Annotated in this window: 14 protein-coding genes; 3 read left to right on the top strand and 11 right to left on the bottom strand. The window is 72.5% G+C overall.

Going from position 1 to position 17,449, the window contains the following annotated elements; all coding sequences use genetic code 11:
• Positions 1–141: 141 nt before the first annotated feature.
• Complete coding sequence (locus tag GA0070624_RS35175; protein ID WP_245718649.1) at positions 142–2,322, top strand: protein kinase domain-containing protein; 2,181 nt, start codon at positions 142–144, stop codon at positions 2,320–2,322.
• A gap of 22 nt (positions 2,323–2,344) precedes the next feature.
• Here the strand turns inward: GA0070624_RS35175 and GA0070624_RS03670 are convergent, their stop codons facing one another.
• The 4 genes from GA0070624_RS03670 to GA0070624_RS03655 form a co-directional block, all read right to left on the bottom strand.
• Entirely contained in the window at positions 2,345–3,145 is an 801-nt protein-coding gene (locus tag GA0070624_RS03670; RefSeq protein ID WP_091336672.1) for a LytR/AlgR family response regulator transcription factor, read from the bottom strand.
• Positions 3,142–4,365, bottom strand: a complete 1,224-nt coding sequence (locus GA0070624_RS03665) for a sensor histidine kinase (RefSeq protein ID WP_091336670.1) — start codon at positions 4,363–4,365, stop codon at positions 3,142–3,144. The genes GA0070624_RS03670 and GA0070624_RS03665 overlap by 4 nt, the downstream gene beginning before the upstream one ends.
• A 40-nt stretch (positions 4,366–4,405) precedes the next feature.
• Complete coding sequence (locus GA0070624_RS03660) at positions 4,406–5,917, bottom strand: sugar transferase (RefSeq protein ID WP_091336667.1); 1,512 nt, start codon at positions 5,915–5,917, stop codon at positions 4,406–4,408.
• Positions 5,918–6,244: 327 nt separating this feature from the next.
• Positions 6,245–7,105, bottom strand: a complete 861-nt coding sequence (locus GA0070624_RS03655; protein ID WP_091336665.1) for an Fpg/Nei family DNA glycosylase — start codon at positions 7,103–7,105, stop codon at positions 6,245–6,247.
• Positions 7,106–7,241: 136 nt separating this feature from the next.
• On the opposite strand from GA0070624_RS03655, the gene GA0070624_RS03650 reads away from it, so the two are divergent.
• Positions 7,242–8,510 carry a glycosyltransferase family 4 protein gene (locus GA0070624_RS03650; protein ID WP_091336663.1) on the top strand — a complete coding sequence of 423 codons (1,269 nt, stop codon included), beginning with the start codon at positions 7,242–7,244 and terminating at the stop codon, positions 8,508–8,510.
• Positions 8,511–8,659: 149 nt separating this feature from the next.
• Here GA0070624_RS03650 and GA0070624_RS03645 read toward each other — a convergent pair whose 3' ends face one another.
• The 5 genes from GA0070624_RS03645 to GA0070624_RS03625 all read right to left on the bottom strand — a co-directional run bounded on the left by GA0070624_RS03645 (position 8,660) and on the right by GA0070624_RS03625 (position 12,438).
• A complete protein-coding gene (locus GA0070624_RS03645; protein ID WP_091336661.1) occupies positions 8,660–9,385 on the bottom strand; it encodes a CDP-alcohol phosphatidyltransferase family protein in 726 nt (241 codons plus the stop codon).
• A complete protein-coding gene (locus GA0070624_RS03640; protein ID WP_091336659.1) occupies positions 9,360–10,427 on the bottom strand; it encodes an iron-containing alcohol dehydrogenase family protein in 1,068 nt (355 codons plus the stop codon). Before GA0070624_RS03640 ends, GA0070624_RS03645 begins: the two co-directional genes overlap by 26 nt.
• Positions 10,415–11,146, bottom strand: coding sequence for a phosphocholine cytidylyltransferase family protein (locus tag GA0070624_RS03635; protein WP_091336655.1), 732 nt, complete (start codon positions 11,144–11,146; stop codon positions 10,415–10,417). The genes GA0070624_RS03640 and GA0070624_RS03635 overlap by 13 nt, the downstream gene beginning before the upstream one ends.
• A gap of 81 nt (positions 11,147–11,227) precedes the next feature.
• Positions 11,228–11,992 (bottom strand): hypothetical protein, encoded by a 765-nt coding sequence (locus GA0070624_RS03630; protein ID WP_091336653.1) that lies wholly within the window; start codon positions 11,990–11,992, stop codon positions 11,228–11,230.
• Positions 11,989–12,438, bottom strand: a complete 450-nt coding sequence (locus GA0070624_RS03625) for an NUDIX hydrolase (RefSeq protein ID WP_176731581.1) — start codon at positions 12,436–12,438, stop codon at positions 11,989–11,991. Before GA0070624_RS03625 ends, GA0070624_RS03630 begins: the two co-directional genes overlap by 4 nt.
• A 112-nt stretch (positions 12,439–12,550) precedes the next feature.
• Between GA0070624_RS03625 and GA0070624_RS03620 the strand changes: the two genes are divergently transcribed.
• The gene (locus GA0070624_RS03620; RefSeq protein ID WP_091336651.1) at positions 12,551–12,943 is read left to right on the top strand and encodes a CBS domain-containing protein; all 393 of its coding nucleotides are present in this window, start codon (positions 12,551–12,553) and stop codon (positions 12,941–12,943) included.
• A gap of 134 nt (positions 12,944–13,077) precedes the next feature.
• On the opposite strand, the gene GA0070624_RS03615 is transcribed toward GA0070624_RS03620, so the two are convergent.
• Positions 13,078–16,149, bottom strand: coding sequence for a malectin domain-containing carbohydrate-binding protein (locus tag GA0070624_RS03615; RefSeq protein WP_245718648.1), 3,072 nt, complete (start codon positions 16,147–16,149; stop codon positions 13,078–13,080).
• A 216-nt stretch (positions 16,150–16,365) separates the two neighbouring features.
• Positions 16,366–17,412 (bottom strand): glycoside hydrolase family 26 protein, encoded by a 1,047-nt coding sequence (locus tag GA0070624_RS03610; RefSeq protein WP_091336646.1) that lies wholly within the window; start codon positions 17,410–17,412, stop codon positions 16,366–16,368.
• Positions 17,413–17,449: the final 37 nt, after the last annotated feature.

Genomic DNA, 17,449 nt, shown 5'->3' with positions numbered 1-17,449 from the left:
CCGACGATATTGATGATTACCACGTCCAGGGCGGAACAACTCCCGGCTCGTGCCGGGAACGTCCAGTTCCTGCCGCCCTGATCTGCGGGAGAGCGGATTTCCGACAGATTGCCGCCGGAGCGGAGAGGGCAAACTGGACTCGTGGGGGGCGAGGAGATCCTGGGGTACCGCTACCGGCTGGTCGACCAGATCGGCCAGGGTGGCATGGGTGTCGTCTGGCGCGCCTTCGACGAGGTGCTGGACCGGCAGGTGGCGGTGAAGGTGCTCGCCTCCCGGTTCGCCGAGGACGCGGAATCGCGCCAGCGGGTGCTGGCCGAGGCTCGGGCCGCTGCCAGGCTGACCCACCCGCACATCGCCGCCGTGTACGACTACGGCGAGTCGGTGACGGACGCCGGCAACCGGGTGCCGTTCGTGGTCATGGAGCTTCTCCAGGGCCGCTCGCTGCACAACCGGCTCAAGCGCGGTCCGCTCCCCGTCGAGTCGGCGCTGCGCTGCTGCGCCGAGATCGCGTCCGCGCTCGCCTCCGCGCACGCCCACGGGGTGGTGCATCGCGACGTGAAGCCGGGCAACGTGATGCTCACCCCGGCCGGTGCCAAGGTGGTCGACTTCGGCCTGGCGGCGGTGGCCGGCAAGCACGACCAGGAGGAGGACGGGGGCGAACTGCGCGGCACCCCGGAGTACGTGGCGCCGGAGCGGCTCTTCGGGGAGGCCGTCCTCCCGGCGGCCGACGTCTACGCGCTCGGGGTGATCCTCTACCGGTTGTTGGCCGGCCGGTTGCCATGGGCGGCGAATTCCAACGTGGAGATGCTGGAGGCGCACGCCTTCCTCGAACCCGCCCCGCTGCCCATGGTGCCCGGCCTCCCGCCGATCGTCCGTGGCCTCGTGCACCGTTGCCTGCTCAAGAAGCCGAACCAGCGTCCGGACAGCCACGAGGTCGCGGTCACCCTGGCGTACGCGGCCGGCGTCCAGGTACCGCTGGACCGCCCGGCCGAGGACGATCTGGACGAGCCGGCCGGGTCGGAACCCTCGGCGGGGGAGGCGGAGAGCGGCAGCCTGGGCGGATCGTCCAGGGGCCGGATCGCGCTGCGGCCCGATCCGCTTTCCCTGCCGCCCGCCACCGGCCCCGCCGGTGAACCGTACGTGGCGCGGCTCGCCCGGCACCTCGACGGCTCGCTCGATCACGTCGCGCTCCGGCGGCAGGCCAGCGTGCTGCTGCGCGGCGCGGTCGATTTCGACCTGGCGATCTGGGCCGTGCTGGATCCGACCACGTTGATGTGGGCGTCCTGCGTGGTGGACGGCGGCCCGCACGACGACCAGTTCGAGCGCGAACTGTTCGCCAACGAGTACGGCCAGGAGGACGTCCTGCGGATCGTCGACCTGGCGGAGGGCGCCCGGGTGGGTACCCTCGGCGCCAGCACCCAGGGAGACCCGTCGTCCAGTTGGCGCTTCCGGCATCTGCTCAAGCCGCGCGGTCTCGTCGACGAACTGCGCCTGTCCTGCTACGACCACGAGGGGACCTGGGGGACGCTGCTGCTCTACCGGGCCGGCGGCCGCTTCACCGACGCGGACATCGCGCAGCTCGCGCCCGCGAGCCGGCCGCTCGGTGTGGCACTGCACCGCAGCCTCGTCCGCGGCGACCCGCCCGCGGAGGCACCGCCGGGGGCGGGGGAGGCTGCGCCGCCGGAAGAGACCCTTCCCGACCCGCCGGAGGAGCCGCCCGCCCCCCGGTGGCTCGGCCTACCGATACCGCGCCGGGCACGACGCGGCCGGCCCTCCGCCCAGCCGGCGCCCGCGCCCGAGCCCGAGCCGCCGGCCCGGCACCAGCCGCCGCTGGCGGGTTCGTTGACCCTCTCGCCCGACGGCCGGCTCTTCGACATGACCGAGGACGCCCGGCACCTGCTGGACACCACGGAGCTGGCCAGGATGGGCGCCGCCGTCACCCGGGGCCGGGTGTCGGGCCTGCTGGACCCGTCGGGCGCCCACCACGACGGCCGGTGGCTCGCCTTCCACGCGGTGCCACGGGAGACCGCGCTGGCGGTCACCGTGCAGCGCATCCGGCCGCACCAGGTGAGCGACTTCGTCATCCGGGCGCTCGGGCTGGAACCCTGGCAGGGGCGGCTGCTCGGGGCCGTCGCCCGGGGGCGCAACACCCGCCAGATCGCGCAGGACCTGGGCATGTCCGCGTACGCCGTGCAGGACGGCATGATGTCGCTGTTCACGGCGTTCGGGGTGTCCGGCCGGGTCGAGCTGGTCAAGGCGCTCTTCTTCGACCACTACGTGCCGCTGCACGCGGCGGACGTCCGGGTCCCGCCGGCGGCCTGAGCGGCCCGCCGACCCGTCGGGCTCAGCGGTTCCAGTCCTGCTTCGCGGCCCGGACCAGCTTGTCCTTCAGCTCCCGGGTGTGGCGGCGGCTCACGGGCAGCTCCGTCCCGTCGATCACCACCACGTAGCCGGAGTTGACCAGCCGGAGCTCGGCGATCAGCTTCAACTGCACCAGATACGACCGGTGGATCCGGACGAACCCGGCATCGGCCCAGCGTTCGGCGAGGGTGGCCAGCGAGACCCGGACCAGGTGCGAACCGTCGGCCGTGTGCAGCCGGGCGTAGTCGCCCTGCGCCTCCACCCAACGCACCGCCGAGCGGGGCAGCATCCGGGTGGTGCCGGCCAGCTCGATCGGGATGGTCGGGTCCTCCTCGGCCCGGGCCAGGGCGGCCGGATGCGACGGCACCACCCGGGAGCCGATCACCCGGCGCAGCGACTCGGCGAGCCGCTCGGCGCGTACCGGCTTGCGGACGTAGTCGGTGGCGCCCAGGTCGAACGCGTCCACCGCGCCGTCGTCGTACGCGGTGACGAAGACGATCGCCGGGGGCCGGGCGAACCGGCGCAATACCCGGGCCAGCTCCATCCCGTCCAGCCCGGGCATCCGGATGTCCAGGAAGACCACGTCCACGTCGCCGTCCCGGAGCACCCGCAGCGCCTCGGTGGCGTCGCCGGCGGTGTGCAGCCGGGCCACCCGGGGGTCGGTCCGCAGGTGGTAGGCCAGCTCGTCCAGCGCCGGCGGCTCGTCGTCCACCGCCAGCACCCGGAGGAATCCGGATGCGTTCGTTGCGCTGGCCCGGTCGGTTCGCTCGCTGCGCTCGCTCACGAGCCCGCCCGTACGCCGGGGTGGAACTTGGGCACCCGCATGTTCACCTTCGTACCCGAGCCGAGGCCGGTCTCGACGACCAGGCCGAACCGGTCGCCGAAGACCGACCGGAGCCGCTCGTCGACGTTCGAGAGGCCGACGTGCTGGCCCGGGTCGTCGGTCGGGTCGCTGCCGGCGCCGGCCAGCTCGGCGATGCCGGCGGTCAGCGTGGTCGGATCCATCCCCACTCCGTCGTCCTCCACCGTTATGTGGCATTCCGCGCCCGCGTCGCGGGCCTCGATGCTCACCATGCCGGTGCCCGGCTTGCGGGACAACCCGTGCCGGACGGCGTTCTCCACCAGCGGCTGGAGGCAGAGGAACGGCAGGGTCACCGGCAGCACCTCCGGGGCGATCTGCAACCGCACCTGGAGCCGGTCGCCGAACCGGGCCCGCTCGATGGTCAGGTAGCGGTCGATCGAGCGCAGCTCCTCGGCCAGCGTGGTGAACTCGCCGTGTGCCCGGAACGAGTAGCGGGTGAACTCGGCGAACTCCAGGATCAGCTCCCGCGCCCGCTCCGGGTCGGTGCGGACGAAGGAGCCGATCGCGGTCAGCGCGTTGTAGATGAAGTGCGGGCTGATCTGGGCGCGCAGGGCCCTTACCTCCGCCCGGGCCAGGCGTTCCCGGGAGGAGTCCAGCTCGGCCAGGGCGAGCTGGTCGCTGGTCCAGTGCGCGGTCTCCAGGGTGGCCTGCACCAGCCCGGGCGCCGGCTGGTCGTCGGCGATCGCGACCAGCGCCCCGACCACCCGGCCGTCCGCGCTCAGCGGCGCTACCACCGCGCCCCGGACCGGGCAGTCCACCAGGTCGCAGTGCAGCTCCGACTCCCGCAGCACGGTCGACCGGCCGGCGGCCGCCGCCCGCCGGGCCGCCGCGAGGAGTTGGTGGCCGTGGTGCGCGCCACGCCCGTCGAGGGCGAGCAGCGCCTCCCGGTCGGTCAGCGCGAGCCCGGCCGCGCCCACCAGGGTCCGCAGATGGCGTACGGCCTTCGCCGCGCCCGCCGCGCTCAGCCCCGCCCGCAGCGGCTCGGCGGCCAGCCCAGCGGTGTGCAACACCTCGTAGGTGGCCCGCTGGGTGGCCGTGGCGATGCCCCGCCGGGCGCGCAGCCGGCCGACCGCGTACAGGGCCGCGGCCAGCGCGCTGACCAGCGAGACGACGCCGAAGACGGCGGAGAGGTTGCCACCCACGCAGCGATCCTGACGCCTGGGGGCCGCTACGCCAAGAGCGTCAGTACGCGCCCTTGCGGGCGAACACCACGCCGACGGTGCGCCACAGGATGCTCAGGTCGTACGCGAGCGACCAGTTGTCGACGTAGTAGAGGTCCAGCCGGACCGCCTCGTCCCAGGAGAGGTCGGAGCGGCCGGAGACCTGCCACAGCCCAGTGATGCCCGGCCGGACCAGCAGCCGGCGGCGTACGTCGCCGAGGAAGTCACCGTCGTCGGCGGGCAGCGGGCGCGGCCCGACCAGGGACATCTCGCCCCACAGCACGTTGATCAACTGCGGCAGCTCGTCCAGCGAGGAGGCGCGCAGGAAGCGGCCCACCGGGAAGACCCGCGGGTCCTGCTTCATCTTGAACAGCAGGCCGTCGGTCTCGTTCTGGTCGACCAGGCCGGCCAGCCGCTCCTCGGCGTCGACGTACATGGTGCGGAACTTCCAGACCTGGAAGGTCCGCCCCTCGTGGCCGACCCGCGGCTGGCGGAAGAAGACCGGCCCGGGGTCGGAGATCCGGATGGCGATGGCGATCGCGACGAAGAGCGGCACCAGCAGCAGCAGACCCAGTCCCGCGGCGACCCGGTCCATGAGGTTCTTGGCCAGCAGCGCCGGGCCCGACAGGGTCGGCTCCTCGACGTGCAGCAGCGGCAGGCCCTCGATCGGGCGGATGTGGACCCGGGGGCCGGCGATGTCGGTGAGCTGGGGGGCGACCACCAGGTCGACCCCGGAGCCCTCCAACTGCCAGGCCAGCCGGCGCAGCTCGCCCGGCTCGGCGCTGGCCGAGCCGCAGACCGCGATGGTGTCCCCGCCGACCTCCCGCACCAGGGCCAGCACGTCCCGGCCGGCGTACACCGGCACCGGGGTCTCCAAGCCCCGGGCGGCGGCGTACCCGTCGGTGATGTGGATGGCCACCGGCACCAGTCCGGCGGTCGGGTTGCGGGTGACCGCGGCGTAGACCTCCAGGCACTCCGGGAGGGTGCCGACCAGCACCATCCGGTGCCCGGCCTGACCGGCCTTGCGGCGGATCACGTGCAGCAGGAACCGGGCCAGGAAGCGGCCCAGCAGGAGCAGCACCAACGCCCCGAGCAGGGCGAAGCCGACCGACCACCGGGACAGGTCGGTCTTGGTGGCGAAGGCGATGAAGGAGACGGTCGCGGCGACGGCGACCCCGCCCCGGATCACCCGCTTGAACTCGTCCGGACCGAGCCCGAGATAGCGCCGGTCGTAGGCCCGGTTGGCCCAGAGGATGACCACCCAGCCGAGGGGCAGCAGCAGGAACGCGACCGTGTAGAACCAGGTGGGGTCTTCCTTGGCGTTGTAGAAGCCGGCCCGGGCCTGGCCGAAGATCTCCTGGGCGAGGAAGCTCGCCAGCGCCGCGGCGCAGAAGTCGAGCAGCAGCAGCGCGGCGGTGTAGGGACGGTGCCAGCGGGAGACGCGGCGCCGGGCGCGGGCCCACGCCGACCGGGGTACGCCGTTGTGCGGCGACGGAGTCGGCGGCTGGATCTCGAAGCTGTCGACGTGCCGCACGCTGTTGCTCCGGCCTTCGTTGGTTACCGGGCGCTGGAGGCTTGTCGTCACCTCAACCCATGTCCTCCCGCATGACACGCGCCGCTCACTCGCCGTGAGGACGCGCGTCGCCCACCGTTCCAGTCTCCCACGCGGGCCCCGAGTCGGCCGCTCACCCGAAGGAAGCGCGGCCCGGTTGGTGCCAGCTGGGATCCGGCCGGCTCCAGGTCAGTTTCGAAGCCGGGGACCGAGTCACTATACCGATGGATGGCAAGCCCGGTAGAGCCGTGGACCGGGCGGTTCGGCACTCCCGGGTCGATTCCTCTCCGTAACCGGGGGTGTTGTAACTCACCGTACGAGGCGGGACAACCGACGGTCAGCGAGCGGCTTGCCGCCGGTCTGGCAGGTGGGGCAGTACTGGAGGCTGGAGTCGGCGAAGGAGACCTCCCGGACGGTGTCCCCGCAGACCGGGCAGGGCAGGCCGGTCCGGGCGTGCACCTTCAGCCCGGAGCGCTTCTCCCCCTTCAGCTCGGCGGCCCGCTGGCCCACCGAGCGGCGGACCGCGTCGCCGAGCACCTCCCGGGTCGCCACGTGCAGGGCGGCCAACTGCTCGTCGGTCAGCCGGTCAGTGAGCGCGAACGGGGAGAGCTTCGCCGCGTGCAGGATCTCGTCCGAGTACGCGTTGCCGACCCCGGCCAGCACCGCCTGGTCGGTCAGCACCCCTTTCACCTGGCCCCGGCGGCTGCGCATCCGCTCGGCGAAGGTGGCCAGGTCGGCGCCGAGCGCGTCCGGGCCCAGCTTGGCCACCCCGGGCACCTGCGCCGGGTCGGTCACCAGGTACGCGGCGAGCTTCTTCTGGGTGCCGGCCTCGGTCAGGTCGAAGCCGGAGCCGTCGTCGAGGCGTACCCGCAGGGCGATCGGGCCCTTGCCCGGGCGGAGCGGGGCGGCCGACGGGAACGCCTCCCGGTATTGCAGCCAGCCCGCCCGGGCCAGGTGGACCACGAGGTGCAGGCCGCCGTCGAAGGCCACGTCGAGGAACTTGCCGTGCCGGCGGGCGTTCAGCACGGCCCGACCGGCCACGACGCTCGGCGCCGGGTCGTACGTCTTCAGGGCGCTGATCGCCGCGACCTCGATCCGGTCCACGCAGCGCCCCACCGCGCGCTCGCGCAGGTAACCCGCGAGCGCTTCCACCTCCGGTAGTTCAGGCACCAGCCAACGGTAGCCTTCTTTCCCGTGAGCGCGAGGAATGAGCTTGCGAGTCCCTGCCGCGAGTGCGAGGAGTGAGCTTGCGAGCCCCGCAGTCGCGAGCAGGAGCCGGCAGAGTCGCGAACGAAAGGCGAGCTCAGTGAGAATCGTGGTGGCGCACAACCGGTATCGGGAAGCCCAGCCCTCCGGCGAGAACACCATCGTCGACGCGGAGATGGCGCAGCTCACCGCCGCCGGGGTGGAGGTGCTGCCGTTCATCCGCAGCTCGGACGAGATCCCGACGATGCCGACGACGGCCAAGGCGCTGCTGCCGATCTCGCCGATCTACGCCCCCCGCGCCCAGCAGGAGCTGAGCCGCCTGCTCACCGAGCACCGGCCGGACGTGCTGCACCTGCACAACCCGTACCCCCTGCTCTCGCCCTGGGTGGTGCGGACCGCGCACCGGCACGGCGTGCCAGTGGTGCAGACGGTGCACAACTACCGGCAGGTCTGCTCCTCCGGGCTCTACTTCCGCGACGGCATGATCTGTCAGGACTGCCGGGGCCGGGCTTTGGGCGTGCCGGCGATCGTGCACCGGTGCTACCGCGGGTCCAGGGCGCAGAGCGCCCTGATGGCCACCACGCTGGCGGTGCACCGGGGCACCTGGAAGTCGGTCGACCGGTTCATCGCGCTCACCACGGCGGTCGCCGACCACCTGCGCGACTACGGCATCCCGGACGAGCGGATCGTGGTGAAGCCGAACGCGGTGCCGGACCCGGGACCGCCGGCTCCGCTGGGCGACGGTTTCCTCTTCATGGGCCGGCTCACCCCCGAGAAGGGGCTGGACCTGCTGCTGGAGGCGTGGCGCCGGCACCCGGTCGGCGCGCTGGGCCCGCTGCGCGTCGCCGGTGACGGCGAGCTGCGCCCGATGGTCGAGGCGGCCGCCGCCGAGCGGCCGGACGTGAGCTACCTGGGCCAGCTCGACCGGGCCGGGGTACGCGCCGCGATCGAGGCCAGCGCGGTGGTGCTCGCCACGTCCACCTGGCACGACGTGCTCCCGACCGTGATCATCGAGGCGCTGGCCAGCGGGCGGCCGGTGCTCGGCACCGCGCTCGGCGGCATCCCGTACCTGGTTGGCGCGGGCACCCCCCGCGAACCGGCCGGCACCGGCCCGGCCAGCGTCGCCTCGGCCGTCCGGGGAGACGGTGCCGCGACCCTGCCGGTGGGTGTGGTGGCGGGCGAGGCGGGTTGGGTGGTCTCCCCGGACCCGGCGGCGCTGGCCGCGGCGCTCCCGGTCGCGCGGACCGGCGCCGCCGCACTGGCCCCCGCCGCCCGCGCCCGCTACGAGCGCACCTTCCACCCTGACGTGGTCACCAAGCAGCTCATCGACATCTACGCCGACGCCGCCCGCACCGCCCCGCGTCACTGACCCGCCACCCGCCGGGGCGCATACCGCCGTGGCAGCGCACTTTGCGGAAATTGGGGGCTTCCCGGCGTCCGCTGGCCGCGACTTGCCGCAAGTGCGGATCGCCGCGGCGACGGGCGGGCGGGGGCGCGGTGCGGGCGAGGCGTGGAGCGTCAGCGGAGGGAGGCGCGGGCGGAGAAGGCGATGCTCGCGAGGAGGAAGCCGCCGTTGACGACCGTGAAGGCGACAACCACCCAGACCGTCAGCGCGGGGGCGAAGGTCAGCACCAGGCCGGCCAGGAAGATCACCGCGCCGTAGTCGCGGACCAGCTTCACCAGGCGTACCGGCAGCGAGGTCGAGGTGACCATGCTGGCCGCGTTCGGGCCGGACTGCATCACCGAGGTGACCAGGTTGACCATCCAGGTGCCGGCGAAGACCGCGATCAGCCAGGTCGGCGTCGCGGGGCGCTGCGCCACGGCGGTCGCGCCGAGGGCGGTGACCAGCGCGATCTGGGCGGCCACGTCGCAGAGCACGTCCACCCGGGCGCCGGCCGCGCTGCCCTGCCCGGTGACCCGGGCCAGCTGCCCGTCCGCGCAGTCCAGGGCGTACGCGACCTGCCAGCCGACCAGCGCGACCAGCCCGACCGCCCAGGCCGGTACGTCCCCGGCGGCGACCCGGCCGGCGAGCGCCACCACGGTCACCGAGGCGGCCAGGCCGAGTAGCAGATTGGTGATGGTCAGCGCGGTAGGGCGCAACCCGAGCCGCTGCGCGACCAGCGCGAAGACCGCGCCCAGCCACTGGCTGACCGACTCGCTGAACAGGCCGCCGCCCCGGTTGACCCGGTGGAAGTCGGCGACGGTGGGGCGGGACGGCTCAGCCAAGGTGGTCGCGGAGTGCACCGGCGTAGTCTGCCAGCCGCTCCCGCGTCTCGGTAGGCGACATCGCGAGGTGTTCGAGGATGGTGTACCGGTCCGGCCGGGTGGCCGGGGCGAACTGCACCGCCTCCACGAACTGGTCGTCGGTGAGCCCCACGTCGGCGGGGAGCCGGGGCAGGCCGTGCCGGGCCAGGCACGCCGACATCTCGATGAGCCGGCGCTCGTCGCCGCGAAGGAAGGTGCAGAACAGCGCGCCGAGGCCGGCCAGTTCGCCGTGCGAGGCGGTGCCGGGGAAGAGTGAGTCGATGGCGTGCATGATCTCGTGGCAGCCGCCGCTGCACGGGCGGCTGGTGCCCTCGATCGCCATCGCCAGGCCGCTGGAGATCAACGCCTCGGCCAGCACCGTGACGAAGGCGTCGTCGCTCATGTCACCCGGGTGGTTGATCACCGCCTCGGCGCCCGCGCGGGAGAGCGAGGCGGCCAGCCCATCGAATGGCTCGCCGCGTACCTCGCGGGCCAGTTCCCAGTCGGCCAGCGCGCTGATGTTGCTCACCACGTCGCCGACGCCGGCGCGGTTGTGCCGCTCCGGGCCGGACTCCACGAAGTCGAGGTCCACGATCACCGCGATCGGGATGTGCACCCCGTAGGAGCCCTTGATCTCGTCGGTGATCAGGCTGGCCACCGGCGAGGCGATCCCGTCGTTGGCGAGGCTCGTGGCCACCGACACCATCGGCAGGCCCCGACGGGTCGCCGCGTACTTCGCCACGTCGATGGTCTTCCCGCCGCCGATGCCGACCACCGCGTCGTACGACCGGGCGCGGAGCTTGCCGCCGAGGTCGTCGGCGGCGTCCAGAGTTCCCCCGGCGACGGTGAACACGTCAGCCGACCGCAGCGACGGGCGGACCAGGTCGGCGACCTTCTCCCCCTGCCCCGGCCCGACCACGACCGCGACGTCACCGCCGGCGGAGATGCGGCCGTCGGCGAGGATCGTTCCGAGGTCCGCTACCGCGCCCCGCCGCACGTCGATGTGCAGCGGCGTCAGCACGCTCCGGGCTAGTAGCGGCACGCGATCTCCCACGCCCGGGCCAGGTCGGCGTGGTTGTCCACCTCGACCCAGGAGACGTCGCCGATCGGCGCCGCCCGCACCTCGCCGCCCCGGTCGGCGAACTCCTGATAGCCGTCCTCGTAGTAGAGGTTCGGGTCCCGTCGCCAGGTGGCCTCCAGCGCGTCGGCGAGCGCGTCGGCCACGTGCGGCTCGATCAGGGTCGCGCCGATGTACTCCCCGTACGCCTCGCCCGGGTCCATCACCTTGGTGATCCGGGTGAGCTGGCCAGCGGCGTCGAAGATCGTCTTCATCTCCTCCTCGGCCAGCACCTTGAGGGTGTCGATGGCGAGCAGGATGCCGGGCCCCCGCTCGGCGAGCAGGGTCTTCTCCACGCTGACCGGGTGCACGGTGTCGCCGTTGACCAGCAGCACGCCCCGGGCGAAGTGCTCCCGGGCCAGCCAGAGCGAGTAGGCGTTGTTCCACTCCTCGGCCTTGTCGTTGTGCACCAGCGTGATCGTGACGCCGTACTTTTCCTCCAGCGCCGCCTGGCGTTCCCGGACCGCCTCGGCGGCGTAGCCGACCACGATCACGATCTCGGTCAGCCCGACCTCGGCGAGGTTGCGCAGCGCGATGTCCAGGATCGTGGTCTCACCGTCCACGGGCACCAGCGCCTTGGGCAGGGTGTCGGTGTACGGGCGCAGTCGGCGCCCGGCACCGGCTGCGAGCACCATCCCGATCATGCCGGCGTCCTCCCTCGTACGATTCCGCGTCACCGCTGGAGGATAGCGCCGGGTGAGATCGCGGCTGCCGCCAACCATGGCTCAGCCCGGCAGGGCCGCCAGGTCGGCGAGCATGGTCAGCCGCTCCTCGGCGGTCAGCACCGCGTACGGGCCGGCGGCCCGACGGTCGGTCTCCAGCTCGATGGCCAGCCGCTCCGGCCCGGCTCGCAGCTCGGCGATGCTCGCCGCGGTGTGTCCCGCCGCGGTCCACGCGGCGGCGTGCGCGTCCGCCCGGTGGTAGCGCAGCGTGCCCAGCCGGTTGAGCAGCAGCACCCCCGGCGGGGTGCCCGCCGGCTCGTACGGCGGCGCCATCGCGCCGAAGGCCGCGCCCACCCCCGCGGACTCGGCGAGCACCAGCGCGTACGCGAGCAGCCGGCCGAGCGCCTCGACCAGCCGAACCACCCGGTCGTCGTGGCCCGCCCAGAGTTCCTCGGTGACCTCGGCGTGCACCTGGTAGAGCTCGGCCAGGAAGGCGAGCCCGCGTTCCGTGGCGCAGAAGCCGCCGTCCGGGACGCGCTGGAGCATCCCGTGGGCGACCTGCTTGTCCAGGGCTCGCTGACAGGAGACCGGGTCCCGGTACCGGGTCACGGCGGCGAAGCCCGGCCCGTCCACCGTCCCGCCCGGCGTGGCCAGCCGGGTGCGGAACTCCACCAGGAAACCGCTCGCGGCCGGTCCGCCGTACCGTGAACTCAGCTCGGCGCCGCCGCCGTCCCGGCCGGCGAGCATGCCGGCGACGAAGGTCCGGTCCACCGCCGGGGCGACCAGCCCGGCGAACCGGTGCGGCGCCAGCTCGATGCCGTCGCTCACAGACCGATCGACCGCAGCGCGGCGAAGGCGTCCTCGGCGATCCGCCGGATCAGCCCGTCGATGACGTCCCGGTGCTCGTCCAGCAGCGCGACGTCGCCCTCCGCGAGCCAGCGGAACTCGGTGTGCTTCCCCTCCTCCAGCCGGGGCCGGGCCAGGTCGCCGTCGACCCGGACCAGGAAGTCCGACTCCACCCGCTCCAGGCCGTCGTCGCCGGTCCAGCGGTACTCCCCGACCAGCCCGAGCACGTGCGACACGGCCCAGCCGGTCTCCTCGGTGACCTCGCGGCGCAGCGCGTCCGCGACCTCCTCGCCCGGTTCGAGGTGGCCGCCGACGATGTCCCAGCAGTCGGGAAAGATGCGCCGCTCCGGGGAGCGGCGCTGGACGAAGATGCGGCCGTCGTCGTCGACGATCAGCGCGCCGGCGCAGCGGAGAGGCTCGGTGGGCACAGCACGACAGTAGCGAGCCCGCACGGCTCCCGGCGATGCCCGGTCTTGTCCCGGTACGGATCGATGGCCCACCATGGCCGTACCGGTGCCGCCGTCCCACAGGGGTGATGTGATGCAGGTTCGGGAAGCGATGTCCAGTGAGGTTCTCGTGGTCGGCCCGGAGCACACGCTCCGCCAGGCGGCCCGGATGATGTCGGCCCGCGGCGTCGGGTCGGCGGTCGTGATCGACCCGGACTCCGAGGGGATCGGGATCATGACCGAACGCGACGTGCTCAACGCGATCGGCGCAGGATTGGACTGCGACGTCGAGCGCACCGCGGCCCACCTGACCTGGGACGTGGTCTACGCCGGCCCGGACTGGACGGTGGAGGAGGCGGCCGCTGCGATGGCCCGCGGCGGTTTCCGGCACCTGGTGGTCCTCGACGGTCGCGAGGTGGCGGGCGTCATCTCGGTCCGGGACCTGATGCGGGTCTGGGCCCGCGAACACGCCCCGGCCCGGGTCTGACGCCGGATCGCCCGACCCGGCCCGGCGACCCACGCGCCGCCGGCCGGGCCGTGCGCGGGCGCCGACCCGACCGGCCCCGAAAAGGGCGATGGCCCGGCCGTCACCGGCCGGGCCATCGCTGGGTGCTGGGGTCGTCAGGGCCCGACGAAGACGGCGGTGGCCCGCCAGTCCACGCCGTCCACGGTCGGCCCGCTGACCAGGGTGGCACTGTCGCCCGGGGAGCCTGCGGCCCAGTCCCGGGAGTAGAGGTGGCCGTGGTTCCGGCTCACCGTGTAGAGCTTGCCGTCGCTGACGAACATGCCACCGACGCCGCCGTAGCCGGTGGTGCCGGCGACGCTGAACCGCTCCGCCCCGACCGTGCCGGTGTCCGGGGTGAACCAGCGCCAGAACAGGGTGCTCTGGCCGGCCAGCGTGTAGTACAGCCGGCCGCCGCTGTAGAACATGGCGGTCATGTTCGGGATCTCGGAGTAGAAGTTCACCGTGGACCCCGCGTAGGTCTGCCCCGCGGGGGGTGAGCCGGTCAGCACGCTGTCCCACTTGGCGTCGTGGTACGGGTCCACCTTCTTCGGCGTACCGAAGGTGCTGCCGTCGAACGAGCGGCGGTAGAGCGAGCCGTTCATGCCGTAGAACAGGTCGCCGCCGACCCAGAACGCGCCCTTGACCGTCGACCACGCGGTGTTGTCGCTGTTGGGCACGCTGACCGGCGCGCCCACCGTGGTCGACCCGTCGTACGACCGCTTGGTGACGCTGTTGAGGGCGGTCGACGACGGCACCGGCGCGAGCTTGACGATCTCGATCGCCTGGATGAGCGGGTTCTCCAGGACCCGGCCGAAGTCGATGTCGACGTTGCCGTCACTGGTGACGACGAAGGCGCGCATCGTGCCCCGGTTGGTGCCGCCGGCGGCGGCGACCGGGTCGAAGTCGTTCAGCTTGAGCCCGCCGTCGATGAAGACGTCGAACTTCCGCTTCCCGACCGTGGCCGTGCCGGCGTACCGGTTTGCCAGGTAGAGCCGGACCTGGACCTGCTGGCCCGCCGGGACCGGGAAGTCCCACTGCATGTCCGGGGTGGTCGACTGGTCCCACCGCTCGCTGTTGAACACCTCGACCGGGGTGCCGGCCGGGACCGTCGCATCCATGCTCGCGTTGGTGGTGTACGTCGAGACGCTGCTGCCGGTGTTGTGGTAGGCGCTCGGCGTCGCCAGGCTGTCGGTGGCCCAGCTCGGGCCGCTGCTGGCGGTGAGTGCCGGACCGCCCGCGTTGATCCGGTAAAGCACGTCGGAGGCCGTCGGCGCCGGCGCGGTCTTGACGATCTCGACGGCCTGGACGAGCGGGTTCTCCAGGACGCGGCCGAAGTCGATGTCGACAACCCCGTCACTGACGATCGGGAAGGCCCGCATCGTGCCCTTGTCGGTGCCGCCGGTGGCGGCGACCGGGTCGAAGTCGTTCAGCTTGAGCCCGCCGTCGACGTAGACGTCGAACTTCCGCTTCCCCACGGCGGCGGTGCCGGCGTACCGGTTGGCCAGGTAGAGCCGGACGTCGACCCGGGTACCGGCCGGGACCGGGAAGTCCCACTGCATGTCCGGGGCGGTCGACTGGTCCCACCGCTCGCTGCTGAACACCCCCACCGGGGTGCTCGTCGGCACGGTGGAGTCGACGGTCGCGGGCGTGGAGTACGTCGAGACGCTGCTGCCGGTGTTGTGGTACGGGCTCGGCGCGGTGGCGCTGTCGCCGGCCCAGTCCGGGCCGCCGTCGATGGCGGTCAACGTCGGTCCACCGGCGTTGACCCGGTAGAGCACCTCGGTCTGCGCCGCCTGGCCGGCCTGGTAGACGTCGCCCGGCAGGCCCTTCGTGCTGGTGGAGTGCGGGGCGTCACCACCGCTCAGCGGGAAGAACGCGATCCGACCCCGCTTGTACTGGTAGTCGCCGATCCACTCCTGGTCGCTGCCGAGCCAGAGGCCCTCCGGCGTGACCATCATCTCGGTGACGCCGTAGCCGCGCGGGTTCCGCCCCGGGTTCCAGGACAGCGGCAGGCCGCTGGCCGGGTCGAGGGCCGCGATGCTGGCCCGGCCGACCGCGCCCGGCCCCGCCATGTCCCGGGAGATCGGGTTGTTCACCCAGCGGATGTGACCGCCGACGTAGACGGCCTGCTCGCTGATGCCGGTCGACAGGAAGGTGTCGCCGCCGCTGTAGGTCGCCCAGGTGGGCTGCTGCCCGGACCCGGTGGCGGAGGTCTCCCAGCGGGCCGCCGTGTCGCAGAGCGTCCCGGCGTACGACGCGCCGGTGGTCACCACGACGAAGTACTTGCCGCTCGGCGCGAAGGCGACGTCCCGCACGTACGAGTCGAAGGCCGAGGACTTGCAGGCCGGCGTGTAGCGGTCGGTGTTCCAGTCCGCGACGGCGGCTGCGGTGTCGCCCAGGTCGATCCGCACGATCTGGTCGTGCACGACCCCGTCGGCCTTCTTGAAGTTACCGATGACGACCAGTTGCTTCTCGTCCGGCGAGACGGCGAGCTTCTCGCCGCCCACACCCGCCTTGGCGATGCCGGTGCTGCCGTCGGTCCAGTTGTGGTGCTCGGTCAGGGCGATGGTCAGGTAGCTGTCCACCACGCCGGTGCTGGCATCGATCGAGGCCAGGCCGTTCCGGGTGACCCCGGTGCCGGCGGTGGTGAAGATGCCAGCCACCAGCAGCCGGTTACCCACCTTGGTGATGTCGTTGACCAGGCCGTTGAAGGCCGGACCCTTGAAGGTGGTGACCAGCGAGCCGTCCGCGACGTTGATCAGCGCGAGCTTGCGGCGGTTGACCCCGTTGACCGTGTTGAAGTCACCGGCGATGTAGACGGTGCCGGCGGTGGGGCCGGCGACGATGGCCGAGACCTCGCCGTCGACGACGGGGGCGAACGACGTATCGACGTCGCCGGTGGCCTTGTCGAAGGCCAGGACGAAGTTGCGGGACAGGTCGGTGGACGAATCCCGGTTCCGCACCTGGGTGAAGGACCCGCCCGCGATGACCTTGCTGCCGGCGTCGTGGATGGCGAAGACGGTGCCGTCCTGGATGTTCGGCGTGTTGCTGGACGGGACGCTGCTGACCACGGTGCTGTGGTCCGGTGCGGCCAGCGCGGGGCTGGCCGACAGCATGCCACCGACGCCGAGGAAGGCGGCGGTGACCAGCGCGAACGATCGGCGCCTGAACGCAGGGAGATGAACCACGGGCAGCTCCGAGGGAGTGACGGAGAAGGAAGGCCGGCCCCTTCGACCAGGGGGAGTTGCTGAAAGCGCTGATCGGGGTCCTACGGCCAGGAACACAATTACGGGCACACACTTCCGCATTTCTGCGGCGGCGTCCACCCTGGATGACCTTTATACCCGTCCACACGACGTTGCGGGTGCCCGCAAGAGGCGGACGGGCCACACGAACGGTTGAGGTCAGTTGCTCCGCGGACCCCCCGGAGTGGCGGTGGGCGCCGGCACGGCGAAGTACGGGTCGGCGGTGAGTTCGCGGTACGCGGCCAGACCCTCCGGGTCGTTGTCGAAGGTGCTGTCGTACTCCGGCCCCTTGGTCTGCTTGGCCGCGAAGTACACCACCGCCTTGATCTGCGGGTGCCGCTTCACGTAGGCGCGCGCCTCCCGCAGCCAGGCCGCGCGTTGTCCCGGCTTCCCCCCGTGGGTCACCCCGAACTCGCCGATCAGTACCGGCCGCGGCCGTTCCCGGGCGAAGGCCATGAAGGCGTCCATCTGCTCCCCGAAGCCGGTGTACTCCTTGCCCGGGTAGACGTCGGTGCAGAGCCAGTCGACCTGGTCGTCGCCCGGGTAGTACGCGGCCGCGTTCCGGTCGGACTCGACGAAGCCCTGGACGTGCGGGCACCAGACCCAACCGGCGTTGGTCGCTCCCACCTCGGTGAAGATGGCCCGGATGTGCTTCCAGGCGGCCACGTAGTCCTCCGGCGACCGGACGCTCTGGCGCAGATTGGGCCGATCCATCTCCCATCGCCAGCGCAGCAGCACCGGCACTCCGAAGTCCTTGATCGCCTGGGCCCGCTGCCGGATCAGCTGGTCGTACACGCCGTCCGCGATGGACCTGGTGTCGGTACCGGACCAGGAGATCATCTGGAGCATCCCGGCTGCCTGCATGGCGTGCTCCGTGGGGCCGGGGAAATCCTCTTCCCACTCGTGGAACATGTGGCCCAGGGCGATCCGGCCACCGGTCTGCTCGCCGAAGGTGGCCAGGGCGTCGACGCGCCCGCTGGGCGTCTGCCAGCTGGGCTTCACCCAGGCGCCCAGCCAGGCTCCCTGTGCCGGCATCTGCGGGCCCCGTCCGGTGGTCGCCAGGCCGTCCATCGAGCGGGGCGTGACCGGTGCGGCCGTGCTGGCCGGTGGGGCGGGCGTGATCGGCGCCGGTGTCTCCCCCTGACAGGCCGCAAGAGCCAGCACCGATCCCACCAGGACCGCCACCGTGCCGTGGCCGCGTTTCATCGTTACCGCACCTCCCCGTGCTGCTGACCCCGGTTCG

Source organism: Micromonospora rhizosphaerae, assembly GCF_900091465.1.
Lineage (GTDB): Bacteria > Actinomycetota > Actinomycetes > Mycobacteriales > Micromonosporaceae > Micromonospora > Micromonospora rhizosphaerae.
The sequence above is the reverse complement of the archived record's forward strand: the minus strand, read 5'-3'. Positions and strand labels throughout refer to the sequence as shown.

What these genes read in the sequence shown, in the direction of transcription:
- GA0070624_RS03635 (WP_091336655.1), bottom strand. Translation starts at nt 11,146, where the DNA reads ATGATCGGGATGGTGCTCGCAGCCGGTGCCGGGCGCCGACTGCGCCCG.
- GA0070624_RS03620 (WP_091336651.1), top strand. Translation starts at nt 12,551, where the DNA reads ATGCAGGTTCGGGAAGCGATGTCCAGTGAGGTTCTCGTGGTCGGCCCG.
- GA0070624_RS03610 (WP_091336646.1), bottom strand. Translation starts at nt 17,412, where the DNA reads ATGAAACGCGGCCACGGCACGGTGGCGGTCCTGGTGGGATCGGTGCTG.